Here is a 15743-nt window from a genome sequence, read left to right as displayed (position 1 = left end):
ATAAAAACAGACAAAGAAAAAGGGAGGCGCAGGCCTCCCTTTTTTTGTCATCACGCTACGGTGCAATGCAGTGTGAAATGCGCATCTTACATTCTATTGACGCCCGCTTAACGACCCGTCTCACGCAGGTAGGCAGCCCTTGCAGCGACGCCTGTGTTGCTGAAATCCGTAAACACGCCGTCGATACCGGCACGGAAGAAGTCCAGGTATTCCGGCGTTGGGTCACCCTTGTAGATGCCCGCCAGATATTTGGCTTCATTGCGGAAAGTGTAGCTGTGCACGAACAGGCCGGCCTTATGTGCATCGGCGATCAGCGTGGTCGGTGTGACGCTGTTGACGTCTGCCAGCGAGCCTGTGTAAGGCGTGCCGTCGGCGTTCTTGTCCTTGAATGGAACAACTTTCCACGTCATGACTTGTGGTTTCCATGGGCCGATGCCGTCAGCATAGGTTTTCACTTCCGCCAGGCCTGCCGGTGTCAGCATCACGCCGAAGTAGCGCGCATCGCCTGCCAGCGTCCAGCTGTAAGGACGGCCATCGACGAAGTTGTAGACGTCGTTGGTCTTGTAGATCATCTCGCCGGTTTTGTAATTGACGTCATTGCCGTCAACCAGTTGCACCACTTTGGCTTTGAGGCCGGCGGAGCGGAAATACTTCAGGCTCGCTGGGTCGAAGCTCTGCACGAATACCGGCGCATCCTTGCTATTGAGGCCATTGTCGTTCAGTGCCTTCAGCATCGCATCTTCCAGCGGATGGCTGCCTGGCGCGCCGCAACCGTTGGCGATTGCCTGGGCGTTATTCCAGATCGGGTTTTTGGCTTCAGGATAAACCGACAGCGTGCGGCCGCTGGCCTTGCTCTTGGCTTGCGCGATGTCGATGATTTCCTGGAAGCTCAGCACAGGATACTTGCCGTTCAGCGCCGTCGGGCGCTGGTCGCGCGCATCGTAGGTCGTGCCGCCAAACCATTGTTTCAGCTCAGCCAGCGTGAAATCGGTGATAGACCAGTCATTGGTATGGTCTTCACCGTCCACGATCAGCGATTTCAGTACCGACTTTGGATCGTTAGGGTTCGTCAAATCGCTCAGGTACTGCGCGGGACCGCTATCGGCGGTGACAGTGTATTTGACATTGACCAGCACGCCGGGCACGGTGCGCTTGCGGGAAGCGACGTCAGCGTTGGTTTTGGCCACGTCGGTTACGTTGGTGTTATCGCTCAGCCATGGGTTATGGCGGGCAACCAGCTTGCAATCCTTGGTCAGGTGCAAATCCGTTTCCAGCGAGTCGGTGCCGGCATCGGCCGCGCCTTCATACGAAGGCTGGGTTTCTTCGGGAAACAGGCCAGGCAGGCCGCGGTGGCCGATAATCAAAGGCTGTTGCGCATTCAGCGTGCCGAAAGGCACAGGATTGCCGCTACCGCCGCAGGCCGCTACCAGCAAACCGCCGCCGACTGCCATCAGGATACTCAACGAGCGAGGCGACACTTTCTTTTTATTCAGCATAATTAAAGACTCCAGGGTTGAGAAAACTGAAATCATGCTAAATAGCTCACGTGACGAGATGATGACATTACATTAATTTTTGGCCATCTATCTGTTGCCGTAAGACAAAACCTGTGCGCCCGGTCAGCCTACCCTGCGCGCCTCCTCCAGTGCTGCGGTAAGCATGGTCACTTTCTCCTTCAGTGCCGCGTTTTCGGCGCTCAGCTCGCCTATTTTCCTGTTCAGCTGTGCAATATGGCCGCCATCGCTGCCGGCGTCACCGCCTTGATTTGCATGGCTGCCGGCCGCCACGGGCTCGGCGGCTTCGGCTGCGGCATTCTCTGCCGGCGCCTTGGGCGGCTTGCTCGCCGCCTTCATTTCGCGCACCTGCTTCGCAGCCTGCTGCAACTCTTTCCTGCCGCCTGCGACGGCAGCAGCCTGTTCCTCAGCCGGCAAGGAGGCGACGGCAGCCGCCGCATTGATGGAAATGGTACCGGCCCTGACGGCGGCCACCAGTTCCGGTGCAGCGGTTTTCTGGATTTTTTCTATCTGGCCTATGGTATTGCTGCTGATGCCTGCGGACCGGGCCAGGTCTTCGCGGGTGCTGCGACCGGTTACCGCGGCCCCTGCAGAAACATCGGATGCAGCATCCGTGGCGCTGGCGGCATGGGCAATAGCGTCAGGCTGAGCGTCCTGCTGCGCAGCATTGCGCGCGGCAATGATCTCCTTCTTGCGCAGCGCCAGTGCGCCGCGCTGAAAATCGGTCACGCTGCGGCGCGCCAGGTGGTTGTCTATCATCCACAGCTGCACGTCTTCGATGCTGCTGAACTTGGTATTCTGCACCGTGTTGAACTCCACCCCGTGCTTGCGGCAGATGGCATAGCGGTTATGTCCGTCTATCAGCATCTCACCCCACAGTACCAGCGCATCGCGGCAGCCCTCGGCCAGGATGCTGCGTTCCAGCGCGGCATATTCATTCGGCGTCAGCGGGTCTATATAAGCGCGCAGCGCTTCATTGATAACAAGGTTCATTCTCTTCTTTCATGCTTAAACTTGGAGCCTGCCTTTGCACACAACCGCTTTTTCAGGGCGATCAGGGACAGGCATTCTACACTATCCGACTATACGGTTTGACGGTGATCGCCGGGGGTAGCTTCGCCCCAAGATTGATTTAATGGCAAGCCTACGGCATGATGAATCAAAACCTAAATGAAAGATGATCATGCCGTTCGATCTCCGCCCGAAAAACCCGGGAGACCGCATTATTAAAGTGAACCACGCAGGCGAACATGGCGCTATCAGTATTTATTCAGGCCAGATTCTTGTTAGCCGGCTCACAGCACCTAAGCTGTGCGTGGAGTTGCGCGAATTCAGAGCACATGAGCAAGGCCACCGGGCTATATTTTCGGCCGAATTACAGCGTCGAGGCCTTTCGCGTTGCAGAAGCTACTGGCTATGCGGAATCGGCGGCTATGCACTGGGAGTCATTACCGCACTGTTTGGAAGTAACGCCATCGCGGCAACGACTGTCGCTGTCGAAAGCGTCGTGCTCAGGCATCTGAACCTGCAATTGCAGCACTTGCAGGACCTCGATGCCGAGGCGGTTACTGCCATAAGCACAATCATTGATGAGGAGCGGATGCATCATGATCTGTCAGCGTCTCATCTGTTTGCAAGCCGGTTCTGGCCCAGACTGATCATGCCGGTGGTCGCGCTGTCCACCGAAACTGTCATATGGATAGGGATGAACATATAAATAGGCCCCGCATACCATTTAGCCAATAAACGTTCTCGGCTGCTAAAAAGTTCATCTCTTTAGCCATCCTCACCAAATCGACTGAACTTACCCCGCGCTTTACCTGTCCAAATACCTGCAAAGCGGATGCGTGGTTAAATGAGATAGAACTTGTTTCATCAATCGTGGCGGGCTTCGTTACAAAAACTTCACATGAAGCTTCACAAAAGCCGCACTTTTGTAAATCATTGAAACAAAATTTTCTGTTGAACTTGAATTGGCTTCTGCGCAGCTAATATATATACTTGGCTGAACATTTTTGGAGATTGTGCATGAAGAAGAAACTGTTATGGATCGCGCTGGCACTTGCCATGGGTACTCAGGCGTTTGCACTGGAACCCGCCGCGCCGCCGCTACTGATGCCGTTGCAGCAACAATCCCAGGCCGCCAACCTGTCGGCAAATTTCCTCACCCGCTTCCATTACAAGCCCATGCCGCTCGATGATGCGATGTCGGAAAAGATTTTCGACCGCTACCTAAAGTCGCTGGACCCGGAAAAATTATTCTTCACGCAGGCAGACGTGGACCAGTTTTCTGCCGCGCGCACCAAGCTGGATGACGCGATCTACAGCGAAGACCTGAATATCCCCTTCCTGATGTTCAACCTGTACGAAAAACGCACGGTGGAGCGCCTGACCTATGCGCGCAGCCTGCTAAAACAGGGTTTTACTTTTGATCAGCAGGAAAGTTACGAAATCACGCGTGAAAAAGAACCGTGGCCGAAATCAGAGGCGGAAATCAATGACCTGTGGCGCAAGCGCGTCAAGAACGACTGGCTGCGCCTGAAGCTGGCCGGCAAGGATGACAAATCCATCCGCGACACGCTGGACAAGCGCTACGACACCTCCATCTCGCGCGTCTACAAGATGAAGAGCGACGACGTATTCCAGGTCTTCATGAATGCGTATGCGATGTCGATAGAGCCGCATACCAACTACCTCGGCCCCAAAGCGTCGGAAGATTTCGACATTGCGATGAAGCTGTCGCTGGTAGGCATAGGCGCGGTGCTGCAGGAACGCGATGAATACACAACAATCCGCGAGCTGGTGCCTGGCGGCCCGGCGGCTTCTTCCGGCAAGCTGGCAGTGGGCGACCGCATCGTGGGCGTGGCCCAGGGTGAAAAAGGCACATTGACCGATGTCATGGGCTGGCGCATCGACGACGTGGTGAAACTGATCCGCGGCGACAAGGCTTCCAAGGTACAGCTTGACGTGCTGCCGGCAGATGCCGGTCCGGACGGCAAACACAAGAATGTCGTGCTGGTGCGCGACAAGATCACGCTGGAGCAGCAGTCGGCGAAAAAAACGATCATGAAAGTCAAGACCGGCACGACCACGCGCCAGGTCGGTGTGATTTCGCTGCCAACCTTCTACCAGGATTTTGATGCACGCCGCAAGGGCGACAAAGACTTCAAGAGCGCCACTCGCGACGTGGCACGCCTGCTGGAAGAAATGAAAAAAGACAAGGTCGATACCGTGCTGATCGACCTGCGCAACAACGGCGGCGGCTCGCTGAACGAGGCGGTGGAACTGACCAGCCTGTTCATCGGCAAGGGTCCCGTGGTACAGCAGCGTAATTCGCAAGGCAAGGTCAGCGTGGAAAGCGACAGCAGCGCCGGTGTGGTGTGGAATGGGCCGCTGGGCGTGTTGATCAACCGCGGCTCCGCATCGGCATCGGAAATCTTCGCAGCGGCGATCCAGGATTACGGCCGCGGCCTGATCATCGGCGAACCCAGTTTCGGCAAGGGCACCGTGCAGACCATGGTGGATCTGGACCAGATCGCGCAGAGCGACAAGCCTAAGTTCGGCGAGCTGAAAATGACCGTGGCCCAGTTCTTCCGCATCAACGGCGGCACCACGCAGCTGCGCGGCGTCTCACCGGATATCAACTTCCCGGTGATCTCCGACACGGAAAGCTTCGGCGAATCCAGTTACGACAATGCACTGGCATGGGTGCAGATCAAACCAGCGGACTACAAACCCACCGGCGACCTGACTGACATGCTGCCGCTGCTGCAGATGCGTTATGAAGCGCGCATCTCCAAGGAAAAAGACTTCCAGTACCTGCTGGAAGACGTCAAGGAAGCAACGGCACAGCGCAAGAAAAACCTGATCTCACTGAATGAAGCAGACCGCCGCAAGGAACGCGATGCCCAGGAAGCCAAGACCAAGCTGCGCGACAAGGCCAACGGCGGCAAGGATAAGTCCGACCAGGATGACGGCCTGCAGGCAAATGAGCGTAACCTGACAGCCGACCTGGCTGCGGAAAAAGCGCGCAAGGATGCCAAGGATGTGATCCTGAACGAAGCCGCCAATGTGCTGGGTGACGAAGTGGATCTGCTCAAAACCAACCACAAGCTGGCTGCCCGCGTGTTGCCAGGTGCGGTGTTTGCGGCAGATCAGAAGCAGGATTGATCATCCAAGCTGTTTTACACATGAAAAAGCCGGGTTTGCAAATCCGGCTTTTTTTCGATCCTGACGATCCATTCTCAAAGATTTTCCACCGATGGAAATTGCATTATCAGCGCTGTAAAAACTCTTAGCCGATATCTGGAAAATTTTGATCCACAAACGCCATCGCAAATTCCGTAGGATCAACCGGCATACCGCTTTGCCTGGCTTTGGCAAGGTTGCTCTCCCAGATTTCACGGATTTTTTGCGGCAAGGTCTCAGGAAAATCCATTTGATCGCCTACTATTTCCAGCCAGGTGCCGCCGGTCTGATAGACACCGGCCAGCTTTGGTTCCATCGCCTGTAAGGCAGCCCTCTGCCCTTCATCCAAATGTCCGATAGCGGAAAGGATATAGCATTCCAACAACCGCAGAAAAGGCTTTCCTTCGTATCTATTCATTATTCATTGCTTTCAATCCAGTAGGCCTTCATCGAGGAACAGTTTGTCGATAAATTCCTCAAAGCTGTTGGCAATTTTAACGCGAGCTTCATTTTCATCGTGCAGGCAAATCCACACCGACGGCGCATCCGTATCCCAGGCAAGGTAAATCTGGTTGCCGCCGCCGTCATCGCCTACAGGCAGCGAAGGCTTGCCTGGTATGCCCTCCCAATTTTCTATCGCATCGTAAATGCTTTCTTCGTCCGAATTAGCAAACGGTAGGGGACCGGATGACCATTGCGTCTAAGGAGGCGTCAAGGCGAATAACTCTGGCAAAAACGCCGATACGGCAAATTCATTCATACTTACAGCACCAAGCCCCTTTCCTCCACCAGCAAAGCCATTTCTTCCACCGCATTCCAGTACGCGTCTTCCGGATCCAGTCGCGGGAACTTCCACACTGTGGCCAGGCCGTGCCGGTGGCAGATGGCCCACCAGGTCCAGGGCATCTGCAGCTTCAGGTCGCCCAGCAATGCATCGACATCGAGTACGGTCTTTTCGCGGCGCAGGTCCCAGATCAGCGTGCCGTCATCTTCGGCGGTGGAGTAGTTGGTGATCATTTGCTTGCCTTCCACGGTGGCATGGCCGTAGCCGACATCGCGCCGGATCTCGGCAGCGTTGTTGCGCATCCAGTGCGCCCACTGGCTGAGCCAGTGGTGGATGATCTCCGTCTGTTCCGCCTGCTGCTCCTGCGCTGTGCGCTGCTGGCTAAGCGTGGGTTGGTGTGCTCTTTGCATGTAGATTCCTTCGTTCTATGGCCGTCGTTTTGTTGGTTGGGCCAGTTTCGTAGCTTGGGCAAATTGGTTATCAGCCCAACCTTCCTTGCATGCCGGCGCTGCTGATCTGCGAGGGCTGAGTGCTGGGCTGATGAGGCCTTAGCCCAACCTACACATGGCGCTTCACTACCTGGCTGCCTGGTCCGCGCCGGCGTTGATCAATATGCCGCGCGAAATGCGTCTGCCGCCGCGCGACAGGCAGGTGATATGGCCTGCCTTTTCCAATGCCAGGATGCTTTCCACTACCGCGTTCGGGGCTTTGTGCACGACATCGGCAATATCCCTGACTGCTGGCGCGATGCGGTATTTTTCGGTATAGGCCAGGATGGCGCCGAGAACTGCCTTGTGACTGTCGTGCAAGGGTTTTTTGTATCCGGATTCGTTCATCATTACTCACTGAGGGGTTGATAAGGACACTGCGATTGCGTGGACTGATGAATTCATTTTATTCGCAAATGAATTATTATTCAATACATGTTTGAATAAATTATTCGCAAATACATACGCGCATGTATAGACGTGCTGGCCACTTGTACAGCGCGCTTTAATAGATGGGAGCGAGAACGAGAGTGGACGCTAACTGCGACTTGTGGATTAGCCGCGACAACTCGTGAGGGGAGGAAAATTGCGCGCAATGCGCTCTATTTTTTCGGCACCGCCGCCGAAAAAATAAGAGAAAACCAGCAGGGAAAATGTGGGGAGAAAACAAAAGCGGCGCAGGCATCCGCCCGCGCCGCCGTAGACATCAGCCCTCTTCTTTTAACGCCGCGGAAGAAATGACCTGCGCCACTGCCGCAGTCAGCTTCTTGCCGAACGGGACGTGCAGGAATTCATTTGGGCCATGTGCATTGGATTTGGGGCCCAGCACGCCACAGACCATGAACTGCGCTTTCGGGAAGCCTTTTTCCAGCATGTTCATCAGCGGTATCGTGCCGCCCTGACCGATATAGCCGCAAGGTGCGCCGAAATATTGATTGGAGGCCTGGTCCAGCGCGCTGGACAACCAGGGCTGCGTGATCGGCGCGTTCCATCCGGTTGCAGAACCCGGGCTGGGCTTGAAAATCACCTTGGCATTGTAAGGAGGATCCACTTCCAGCAGGTTCTTCAATTCTTCTACTGCGGGCACGGCCTCCACCAGCGGCGGCAGGCGTATCGACAATTTGAATGCAGTGCGCGGACGCAGCACATTGCCGGCGTCGGCCAGTGGCGGCAGACCTTCTGCGCCGGTAACGGACAATGTCGGGTTCCAGGTGCGGTTGATCAGCGCCTTCAGCGGATCGTCCACCATCGGCAATACGGAATTGCCGTCCGCACCGCAGGACCATGGATAGTTTTTCCACACTTCATCACCGAGGATCGCTGCAGTTTGCTGCGCCTGTTTCAAGCGTTCTGCCGGGACTTCGCAATGGAAACTGGACGGCAGCAGGCGACCGGTCTTGCTGTCTTCCAGCCTGTCAATCAACTGGCGCATGATACGGAAAGTGGAAGGTATGACGCCGCTGGACTCGCCGGAATGCACGCCCTCTTCCAGCACCTGCACTTCCAGTGAGCCGCTGATCGCGCCGCGCAGCGAAGTGCTGAGCCATAGCTGGTCGTAGTTGCCGGCACCGGAATCCAGGCAAACCACCAGCGACACGTCGCCCAGGCGCGGCTTCAGCGCATCGATATACGGCAGCAGATCGTAGCTGCCGGATTCTTCGCAGGTTTCTATCAGGCCCACGCAGCGCGGGCGCGGCAGGTCTTGTGCATCCAGCGCCTGGATTGCTGTCAGCGCAGCATAAACAGCATAGCCGTCATCCGCGCCGCCGCGGCCATACAGCTTGCCGTCCACATATTTGGGTGTCCATGGACCGTAGCCGTTGCGCCAGCCGCTGAACTCGGGCTGCTTATCCAGATGGCCGTACATGAATACGGTATCGGCTCCCGCAGGACCATTGGCAGGTACTTCAAAAAACAGCACCGGCGTGCGGCCAGGCAACCTGATCAGCTCCAGCGTCAGGCCGCGCACTTTTTGCGCGCGTATCCAGTCGGCGGCATCGCGCACTACCTTGTCGATATAGCCGTTCTGCTCCCATGCTGCATCGAACATCGGGCTTTTTGCGGGAATTTCTATATAGCTGGTGAGATTGGGGACGATTTCCCTGTCCCATTTGCCGTCCACAAAGTCTTGCAAGGCCTTGGGATCCAGCTTTGCCATCGTTTCATCGGAGATTGCCATGACCGCCATCCTATCAATTCATAGAGGACATAAGTATGAATCAAAATTCCCGATTTTGCCCAGGCAGCGATGAAATTCTTTATACCAATATCTGGTCTGGCATCCGGCAGGAGAGGAAAGAAACCTGATGCGCCCCGGTGCAGCAGGACCGCACCGGGCCGGCATCGCTAAAAGTGCTACTAGTTATCCAGCTTGAAGTGGAACTCCAGCACCTTGGTCTGCGGACTGGAAATCGGCGCATATTTCCACGCCGATGCAGCCGCGATGACTTCCTTGTCAAAGTATTTGGCAGGAACAGCCTTGAGGATGTCCACATGCGACACGTTGCCGCCGGTATCGACATGAATACGGGCACTGACCACGCCTTCAGTCAGGCCGGCACGCGCGGCAAGGCCAGGGAAACTGGGCTGGCTGCTGGACAAGAGCTTCAGCACATTCTGCTCGGCCGCTGCAACAGCAGCAACTGCAGGCGCCGGGGCGGCAGGCTTGGGTGCAGCTGCTGCCGGCGCAGTGGACGAAGATGCGGCAACCTCCACCACCTTGGGCGTTACCACCTGAGGAGGCGGCGCGGCGGCAGCGGCCGGCTTTGCCGCCTCATGCACGGCAGGCGCTTGCGCAGTGGCGGTCTTCGCGGCCTTGGCATCTTGCGCCAGTTTTGCATCCTGTGCCGCTTTTGCTTCCTTGGCCTGCTTCTCTTCCGCGGCAAGCTGGGCGGCGGTTTTGGTGGAAGCCTGATCCATCCATTTGGTCACGTCGGCGGTCTGGTCGGTATGGCGGACCGCATTCTTCACCAGCCCAGTCGGCCGGGATGCTTCTGCCTGCGACGCGGGCGCTGCCGGAGCGACAGGGTCTTCCTGGGGCGGCTTTTTCTGGCAGCCGCTTGCCAGCATAGTTACGCAGAATAAACTGAACAGCAGGACACAAAATTTTCTCATTTCGTTTTGCACTACCTTCTTCATATCGTTCCTAATTAAAAACCGAACACCGGATACCGTTCACCTCGCTACATTCGCTTCCATTCGTTACCACTCCCTACCATATACAAGGCCGCAAGCTGCTCCTTAACGGTGCATCTTGCGGCCTGATTTCTCTATCCGGACATAGCGGCGATCCTTCGTGGTGCACGCTTCCAGAATGTGACTGTTTCATTACAGCATGTATGCTGCCATGGAAAAGTTTGCATAGCAATATCCATGTGCAATATCTGCACGGAGGCCCGGCAGAACAAGCGCAGAGGCTTAATTTTGTGGGTTTTGTGCAATGCAGAAGAGGCGAGAAGCCCATGGAACGGCAGCGGTGTGCCGCGATAAAGCCGCCGATGTAGAAGGGAGTAACTGTTTCAGGGCCCCTGCAGGCAGGCCTGCGCCCGGCTCAGCAGCAGTTCGCGCTCACGCATATTGCGCGTGAGGGACGCCGCGCGCTCAAACTCCACCCGCGCTTCTGCTGTGCGGCCCAGCTTGGCCAACAGGTCTGCCCGCACGGCAGGCAGCAGATGGTAGGTTTTCAACGCAGGTTCAGACAGCAGTTGGTCCGCAAGCTCCAGCCCTGCTGCAGGCCCGAAAGCCATCGCCAGCGCCACTGCCCGGTTCAGCTCAACCACGGGCGAAGGCGCGAGCTGCGCCAATGCGTCATACAGTGCAGCGATACGCTGCCAGTCCGTCGCCTCGGCGGTCAGCGCGCGCGCATGGCAGGCAGCAATCGCGGCCTGTAGCGCATACGGGCCCAGCGCACCGCCCAGCTCTTCTGCCCGCTGCAACGCGGCAAAGCCGCGCCGTATCAGCAAGCGGTCCCAGCGGGCGCGGTTTTGCTCCAACAGCAAAACCGGCTCCCCCGCCGGTCCAGTGCGGGCGCGCGAACGGGAAGCCTGGATTTCCATCAGCGCGACCAGGCCATGCACTTCCGCTTCCTGCGGCGCCAGTTCGGCCAGTATGCGGCCCAGCCGCAGGGCCTCGTCGCACAGCGCAGGCCGCATCCAGTCGTCGCCCGCGGTGGCAGAATAACCTTCGTTAAAGATCAGGTAAACCACACCCAGCACAGAAGCAATGCGCGCGGCAAGCTCGGGCCCGCGCGGCACTTCAAAAGGAACTCGCGCCTCGGTCAGCGTGCGCTTGGCGCGCACGATACGCTGCGCCACCGTGGGCTCCGGCACCAGGAAGGCGCGCGCAATCTCGTCCGTCGTCAGGCCGCCCAGCAGGCGCAACGTCAGCGCCACCCGCGCCTCGGGCGACAGTACAGGATGGCAGGCAATAAAAACCAGGCGCAACAGGTCGTCATCAATGTTGTCGACCAAGTCGCCGCCCAGCCGGATGTCAGCTTCTACCGGCGCCATCTGCTGCTGTAACTCCAGCTCATGGCCCAGCTCCTCATGCTTGCGCTCCAGCATGCGGCTACGCCGCAGCTTGTCCAGTGCCCGATTTTTTGCCGCCGTCATCAGCCACGCAGCCGGGTTGTCCGGCACGCCGGTACGCGGCCACTGCTCCAGCGCAGTCACCAGCGCATCCTGCGCCAGCTCTTCCGCCACACCGACGTCGCGCAGCATGCGTGCCAGCGACGCAATGATGCGCGCCGACTCCATGCGCCAGACGGCTTCGATGCTGCGGTGGATGGGAGAGGTAGTCACGATGGGAATGGGTTCAAGAAGTGCGGCGGAATGGTAAACCTCAGTTTACCACCACCGCCCTCCCCTATTTCTTAGTTACGGCCTTGATGTAGGCGAGGCTGGGTTAAAGCGATGGAAACCACCGGCACGATGGCCGCAATGCCAATCATTTTCAGCATCCGCGATTCGCCCGCTTCTTCCCGCTTCTACTAATGCGACTGCGACGCCGACATCTGGTTGCGCAGGCGTTCTTCCTGCTCCCTGAGTTCCGGCGTGAACTCTTCGCCGAAATCTTCGGCTTCAAACACCTGGCGTATTTCGATTTCGCATTCTTCGCCAGTAGGGTTGGGGCAACGCTTGACCCATTCTATGGCTTCTTCCCTGGACTTGACCTGCCACAGCCAGAAGCCGGCGATCAATTCCTTGGTTTCAGTGAAAGGACCGTCCACGACGTCGCGCTTGCTGCCCGAGAACCTGACTCGCGCGCCCTTGGAACTGGGATGCAGGCCCTCGCCGGCCAGCATGATGCCGGCCTTGACCAGTTCTTCATTGTACTTGCCCATGTCAGTCAGCAGTTTTTCGTCCGGCATGACGCCGGCTTCAGTGTTTTTGTCGGCCTTGATAATGATCATGAATCGCATATTGTTTCCTCCGTTTTCTCTGTTGATCGGTCTGCGGAAAGAGCCGGCTCAGGCGCAGCCGGGCGTCTGCTTCTGCATTTCTGCCTGCATTTCTTCCGGCGACATGTCGCGGGTATGGGTCGCCACCGACCATTGGTGGCCGAAGGGATCGGTCAGCGCGCCGAAGCGGTCGCCCCAGAACATGTCGGCAACCGGCATCCTTACCGTGGCGCCGGCAGCGACTGCCTGAGCAAAGGTTGCATCCACATCTTCCACATAAAGGTGCACGGTGACCGGCGATCCTTTCAGGTGCAAAGGGCCAAAGGAATTCCATTGTGGGAATTCATCCACCAGCATCACCACGGAATCCCCTATCTTGACTGCAGCATGCATCAGCTTGCCTTCGGGCGCGGGAATGCGGGCCACTTCCACTGCGCCAAAGGCTTTTTTATAAAATTCAATTGCATCGGAGGCGCCGGCGCATACCAGGTGCGGTGTAATGGAATGCATGCCTTCAGGAATCGGTTTGACTTGCGAATTGCTCATGGTTGTCTCCTTGGAGTGAGTGTGGCCGCCTTATGCCGGCCTGTTGTAAATCGGATGATGCATGCACCCGGCAAGCTCGAATGAAAACGATCGTGGGCCTGCCTTCCGCAGCATCTACAGGTACGACGAAAGAAGCAACTGGAATTCGACAAGGCTTGATGAAAATTTGCAAAATATTTTTATATTTCTCACGATCAACATGGCAGAGGGGCGTCAAACTGCACTATCCTGTTAGAAATTAGTGATAGCGCCAGGAAACGTACTTTATATTGCAGGCAAACGTGGGATGGTAAACATCAGCTAGCTCCATTGACTCAGCTAATTAAGGTAATGCGACGACGCCGAAGAGGCTGGCAGCTTTGCGCTTGAGCCACACCGCCGGGACCGTCTCCTTTAAATAAGTCCAACACCCTATGCCTTCCAGAAATCCCTCCTTGCTGCCGCGGCTGACCACACTGCTGACCATCAGCATCTGCTCGACCGTGATTGTCATCGTCCTGGCCCTGCTATTTATGGTCGACCATTTTGCGGTCGATTATGCGCAAAAAGAAGCCCGTCAGCGGCTGCAGCAGCTGTCATGGCAGATGCGCGATTCGCTGGACCTGGTCATGCAGAAAGCGGTAGGCGACGTACAATTGCTGGCGCAGCTTAGCCAGGTCAAGGATGCCAGGGATCCCAAGGAAGTGGGCAGCATCCTGGACAACCTGCAAAAAACCTTCCCCTCCTACGCATGGATAGGCCTGGCCAACCCGGACGGCAAAGTCTTCGCATCCACGCAAGGCCTTCTGGAAGGCCAGGATGTCAGCGAACGCCCGTGGTTCAAGAGCGGCAAGCTGGGCCTGTATGCGGGCGACTACCATCCGGCATTGCTGCTGGAGAAAAAATTACCTTACAGTGCCGACCCCTGGCGTTTTGTCGACGTGGCGATCCCCGTCTACCGTTCTGACGGCGCCAAGCGCGGCATCATGGGCGTGCATCTGAGCTGGGGATGGGCCCGCGACCTGGCGAAAAACCTGCTGGCGCCGACCGACAGCCAGTATGCAGTCGAGATCATGGTAGTACGCGAAGACAACACCGTCATCCTCGGCCCCAAGGCGCTGGAAGAAAAAAAGGTGATGTCGCACAGCATGGAGCTGTCGCGCTCGGGCCAGACCGGCGCGGTGACGGAGCGCTGGCCTGACGGCAATAATTACCTGACAGGCTATTCCCAGACCGGCCGTGCCAAGGACCGCCCCGGCCTGAAATGGAGCATCCTGGTGCGCCAGCCGGAGGCAGTGGCGCTGGCCGCATCGCGCCAGCTGCGCCAGAACATCCTGCTGCTGGGCGGCGGACTGGGTTTGCTGCTGGCCGGCATTGCCGCACTGCTGGCGCGCCGGCTGGCGGAGCCGCTGAACCAGCTTAGCGCTGCGATAGAAAAACGCGGCAATGGCCAGACCGGCCAGCAAATTCCTGTCGTCAATACCTTCCATGAAGCGCATGTGCTGTCGATGGCGCTGGCGCAAATGGTGGCCAATGAAGAGCAGCATGTGCAGGCCTTGCGCAAGATGAATGAAAACCTGGAGTCCACTGTTGCCGAGCGCACCCGCGAAATCGAAGACAAGGCCAGGGAACTCGAAACGGCGCTGAAGCAGCAGCAAGGCACGCAGCTCAGGCTGCAGGCCATCACGGACAACCTTCCCTCCATCATTACCTATATCGACGCCGGGCAGCGCTACGTCTTTGTCAATGCGCACGCCACCAGCGTGTTCGGCGTGGCGCCGGACCGCATGCTGGGCATGACGCTGAAGGAAATCAGCGGCGACAAGATCTACGCAGCATTGCTGCCGCATATAGAGGCGGCGCTGCGCGGAGAAACGGTGTCATTCGAGATGGAAGGCATCGCCGGTAACCAGCGCAACTACCAGTTCAACTACATCCCTGCCAAGGACAGCAAGGGCGCAGTAGAAGGTTTTTATGCGATGACCTTCGACATCACCGACCGCAAGCGGGTGGAAGCGATGAAGAACGAGTTCGTGTCCACCGTCAGCCATGAACTGCGCACGCCGCTGACATCCATCAACGGCGCGCTAAAGCTGATCGTCGGCGGCGTGGCCGGCGAAGTGGCTCCCAAGGCCAGGGAGTTGCTGACGGTAGCGCTACGCAATGCGGACAGGCTGGTGCGGCTGATCAACGATATCCTGGATATAGAAAAAATAGAGTCGGGCAACATGGAGTTCGACCTCAAGTCCAGCCCGCTGAATGGCTTGATCACAGACGCCATTTCCGCCGGCGAAGGCTTTGCCGGCCAGTATGGCGTGCATGTGAACTTCCGCGATGCCGGCGAAGACCTGAGCGTGAAGGTGGACCGCGACCGCTTCGCGCAGGTGCTGGCCAATCTGCTGTCTAACGCCATCAAGTTTTCGGAAACCGGCGGCGAAGTGGAGGTGCTGGTGGAAAACAAGGGCAGCACCGTCAAGGTGACGGTGGCAGATTACGGCAGTGGCATCCCGGCGGATTTCCACGACAAGATCTTCCAGAAGTTCACACAGGTAGACAGCTCCAACACCAAGAAAAAAGGCGGCACCGGCCTGGGCCTGAACATCTGCAAGACCATCATCGAACACATGCACGGCACCATCGGCTTCCGCTCTACCGCCGGCCTGGGTTCGCAATTCTTCTTTGAGCTGCCGCTGGAGCAAATACAAACGGCTGAAGCACTTCCGCAACACCAATAAATATATTTTTGCTAATTTTATCGGTTTATATATACTGTTAAAACACCTCTTCCCGGCGCCCTGCCTGTTGAGGCGCCGCTGGTACAACACGCCGCTCCCATGAGGCCGGCG

The 15743-nt window shown here is 57.3% G+C and carries 14 protein-coding genes; 3 read left to right on the top strand and 11 right to left on the bottom strand.

Annotated features, from left to right (window positions below):
- Nucleotides 1-107 precede the first annotated feature (107 nt).
- Nucleotides 108-1451: a glycerophosphodiester phosphodiesterase family protein gene (locus ACO0LO_RS15400; protein WP_422965169.1), complete on the bottom strand. Its 1344-nt coding sequence runs from the start codon at nt 1449-1451 to the stop codon at nt 108-110.
- Nucleotides 1452-1619: 168 nt separating this feature from the next.
- Nucleotides 1620-2507, bottom strand: coding sequence for a hypothetical protein (locus ACO0LO_RS15395; protein WP_422965112.1), 888 nt, complete (start codon nt 2505-2507; stop codon nt 1620-1622).
- Between the two features lie 190 nt (nt 2508-2697).
- Here ACO0LO_RS15395 and ACO0LO_RS15390 point away from each other — a divergent pair, with 190 nt between their 5' ends.
- Both ACO0LO_RS15390 and ACO0LO_RS15385 read left to right on the top strand, forming a co-directional pair.
- A complete protein-coding gene (locus ACO0LO_RS15390) occupies nt 2698-3231 on the top strand; it encodes a demethoxyubiquinone hydroxylase family protein (protein ID WP_422965111.1) in 534 nt (177 codons plus the stop codon).
- A gap of 311 nt (nt 3232-3542) precedes the next feature.
- Nucleotides 3543-5684 (top strand): carboxy terminal-processing peptidase, encoded by a 2142-nt coding sequence (locus ACO0LO_RS15385; protein WP_422965110.1) that lies wholly within the window; start codon nt 3543-3545, stop codon nt 5682-5684.
- Nucleotides 5685-5808: 124 nt separating this feature from the next.
- Here the strand turns inward: ACO0LO_RS15385 and ACO0LO_RS15380 are convergent, their stop codons facing one another.
- The 9 genes from ACO0LO_RS15380 to ACO0LO_RS15340 all read right to left on the bottom strand — a co-directional run bounded on the left by ACO0LO_RS15380 (nt 5809) and on the right by ACO0LO_RS15340 (nt 12918).
- On the bottom strand, nt 5809-6120 hold the full coding sequence (locus ACO0LO_RS15380; RefSeq protein ID WP_422965109.1) for a hypothetical protein: 312 nt from the start codon (nt 6118-6120) through the stop codon (nt 5809-5811).
- A gap of 12 nt (nt 6121-6132) precedes the next feature.
- Nucleotides 6133-6351 carry an SMI1/KNR4 family protein gene (locus ACO0LO_RS15375; RefSeq protein WP_422965168.1) on the bottom strand — a complete coding sequence of 73 codons (219 nt, stop codon included), beginning with the start codon at nt 6349-6351 and terminating at the stop codon, nt 6133-6135.
- A gap of 113 nt (nt 6352-6464) precedes the next feature.
- Nucleotides 6465-6896, bottom strand: coding sequence for a hypothetical protein (locus ACO0LO_RS15370; protein ID WP_422965108.1), 432 nt, complete (start codon nt 6894-6896; stop codon nt 6465-6467).
- A 165-nt stretch (nt 6897-7061) separates the two neighbouring features.
- Nucleotides 7062-7325 (bottom strand): hypothetical protein, encoded by a 264-nt coding sequence (locus ACO0LO_RS15365; RefSeq protein WP_422965107.1) that lies wholly within the window; start codon nt 7323-7325, stop codon nt 7062-7064.
- Between the two features lie 355 nt (nt 7326-7680).
- Nucleotides 7681-9153, bottom strand: coding sequence for a M20 family metallopeptidase (locus ACO0LO_RS15360; RefSeq protein WP_422965106.1), 1473 nt, complete (start codon nt 9151-9153; stop codon nt 7681-7683).
- Between the two features lie 179 nt (nt 9154-9332).
- The gene (locus ACO0LO_RS15355) at nt 9333-10088 is read right to left on the bottom strand and encodes an energy transducer TonB (RefSeq protein WP_422965105.1); all 756 of its coding nucleotides are present in this window, start codon (nt 10086-10088) and stop codon (nt 9333-9335) included.
- Between the two features lie 404 nt (nt 10089-10492).
- Nucleotides 10493-11728, bottom strand: coding sequence for an RNA polymerase sigma factor (locus ACO0LO_RS15350; RefSeq protein WP_422965167.1), 1236 nt, complete (start codon nt 11726-11728; stop codon nt 10493-10495).
- Nucleotides 11729-11961: 233 nt separating this feature from the next.
- On the bottom strand, nt 11962-12393 hold the full coding sequence (locus ACO0LO_RS15345; protein ID WP_422965104.1) for a YciI family protein: 432 nt from the start codon (nt 12391-12393) through the stop codon (nt 11962-11964).
- Between the two features lie 48 nt (nt 12394-12441).
- The gene (locus ACO0LO_RS15340; protein WP_422965103.1) at nt 12442-12918 is read right to left on the bottom strand and encodes a VOC family protein; all 477 of its coding nucleotides are present in this window, start codon (nt 12916-12918) and stop codon (nt 12442-12444) included.
- A gap of 413 nt (nt 12919-13331) precedes the next feature.
- Between ACO0LO_RS15340 and ACO0LO_RS15335 the strand changes: the two genes are divergently transcribed.
- Entirely contained in the window at nt 13332-15632 is a 2301-nt protein-coding gene (locus ACO0LO_RS15335; RefSeq protein ID WP_422965102.1) for an ATP-binding protein, read from the top strand.
- Nucleotides 15633-15743 lie beyond the last annotated feature (111 nt).

This window comes from Undibacterium sp. TJN25 (genome assembly GCF_049339885.1).
Classification (GTDB): domain Bacteria; phylum Pseudomonadota; class Gammaproteobacteria; order Burkholderiales; family Burkholderiaceae_D; genus Undibacterium.
This window is presented reverse-complemented; position numbering and strand designations above follow the sequence as displayed.

What these genes read in the sequence shown, in the direction of transcription:
- ACO0LO_RS15400 (WP_422965169.1), bottom strand. Translation starts at nt 1,451, where the DNA reads ATGGCAGTCGGCGGCGGTTTGCTGGTAGCGGCCTGCGGCGGTAGCGGC.
- ACO0LO_RS15395 (WP_422965112.1), bottom strand. Translation starts at nt 2,507, where the DNA reads ATGAACCTTGTTATCAATGAAGCGCTGCGCGCTTATATAGACCCGCTG.
- ACO0LO_RS15390 (WP_422965111.1), top strand. Translation starts at nt 2,698, where the DNA reads ATGCCGTTCGATCTCCGCCCGAAAAACCCGGGAGACCGCATTATTAAA.
- ACO0LO_RS15385 (WP_422965110.1), top strand. Translation starts at nt 3,543, where the DNA reads ATGAAGAAGAAACTGTTATGGATCGCGCTGGCACTTGCCATGGGTACT.
- ACO0LO_RS15380 (WP_422965109.1), bottom strand. Translation starts at nt 6,120, where the DNA reads ATGAATAGATACGAAGGAAAGCCTTTTCTGCGGTTGTTGGAATGCTAT.
- ACO0LO_RS15370 (WP_422965108.1), bottom strand. Translation starts at nt 6,896, where the DNA reads ATGCAAAGAGCACACCAACCCACGCTTAGCCAGCAGCGCACAGCGCAG.
- ACO0LO_RS15365 (WP_422965107.1), bottom strand. Translation starts at nt 7,325, where the DNA reads ATGATGAACGAATCCGGATACAAAAAACCCTTGCACGACAGTCACAAG.
- ACO0LO_RS15360 (WP_422965106.1), bottom strand. Translation starts at nt 9,153, where the DNA reads ATGGCAATCTCCGATGAAACGATGGCAAAGCTGGATCCCAAGGCCTTG.
- ACO0LO_RS15355 (WP_422965105.1), bottom strand. Translation starts at nt 10,088, where the DNA reads ATGAGAAAATTTTGTGTCCTGCTGTTCAGTTTATTCTGCGTAACTATG.
- ACO0LO_RS15350 (WP_422965167.1), bottom strand. Translation starts at nt 11,728, where the DNA reads ATGGAGTCGGCGCGCATCATTGCGTCGCTGGCACGCATGCTGCGCGAC.
- ACO0LO_RS15345 (WP_422965104.1), bottom strand. Translation starts at nt 12,393, where the DNA reads ATGCGATTCATGATCATTATCAAGGCCGACAAAAACACTGAAGCCGGC.
- ACO0LO_RS15340 (WP_422965103.1), bottom strand. Translation starts at nt 12,918, where the DNA reads ATGAGCAATTCGCAAGTCAAACCGATTCCTGAAGGCATGCATTCCATT.
- ACO0LO_RS15335 (WP_422965102.1), top strand. Translation starts at nt 13,332, where the DNA reads ATGCCTTCCAGAAATCCCTCCTTGCTGCCGCGGCTGACCACACTGCTG.